General features: G+C 64.2%; 1 pseudogene. It reads left to right on the top strand.

From position 1 onward, the window contains the following. A pseudogene (locus LNV28_RS25280) lies at positions 1–212 on the top strand (hypothetical protein); the annotation flags it as partial.

The following is a 212-nucleotide window of genomic DNA, read 5'->3' as shown; positions in this document are numbered from 1 at the left end:
GCCAAGGGCCGAGAGCTCAAGTCCAACATCACCGACCCCGACAGCGCCAAGATGGCCACGAACAAAGGCGTGATCCAAGGCTACGCAGCGCAAGCAGCCGTGGACAGCGCCAACCAAGTCATCATCGCCGCCGATGTGGTGGGCTCGGGCTCGGAGCAGGCCATGCTCGCCCCCATGATCGAGCAGGCCCAAGCGTGGACGGATGAGAACAC

The sequence above is a fragment of the Paucibacter sp. DJ2R-2 genome, assembly GCF_025717675.1.
Taxonomy (GTDB): domain Bacteria; phylum Pseudomonadota; class Gammaproteobacteria; order Burkholderiales; family Burkholderiaceae_C; genus Paucibacter_A.
Note: the sequence above shows the minus strand (reverse complement) of the source record. Positions and strands in the feature narration are given on the sequence as shown.